We start from the raw sequence: 255 nt of genomic DNA on the forward strand, positions 1-255 counted from the left end.
AGCAATGTTTCTTTCGAAACCATTTTTAAAGACTCTCAAGGAGAATACTTAAAGATGGTGGAGCTATGCGGGATCGAACCGCAGACCTCCTGCGTGCAAGGCAGGCGCTCTCCCAGCTGAGCTATAGCCCCAAAATATAATGTTATCACCAATACTTACTGGAAAAGTATTGGTGGGTCTGAGTGGATTTGAACCACCGACCTCACCCTTATCAGGGGTGCGCTCTAACCAACTGAGCTACAGACCCAACATTAT

Annotated in this window: 2 tRNA genes; both read right to left on the reverse strand. The window is 46.7% G+C overall.

What is annotated here, in order from left to right:
* Positions 1–55: 55 nt before the first annotated feature.
* Positions 56–131 (reverse strand) — tRNA-Ala (locus tag PVK70_RS19010).
* Between the two features lie 39 nt (positions 132–170).
* Positions 171–247: transfer RNA gene (locus PVK70_RS19015), tRNA-Ile, on the reverse strand.
* Positions 248–255 lie beyond the last annotated feature (8 nt).

This window comes from Aliivibrio sp. A6, assembly GCF_028765505.1.
Lineage (GTDB): Bacteria > Pseudomonadota > Gammaproteobacteria > Enterobacterales > Vibrionaceae > Aliivibrio > Aliivibrio finisterrensis_A.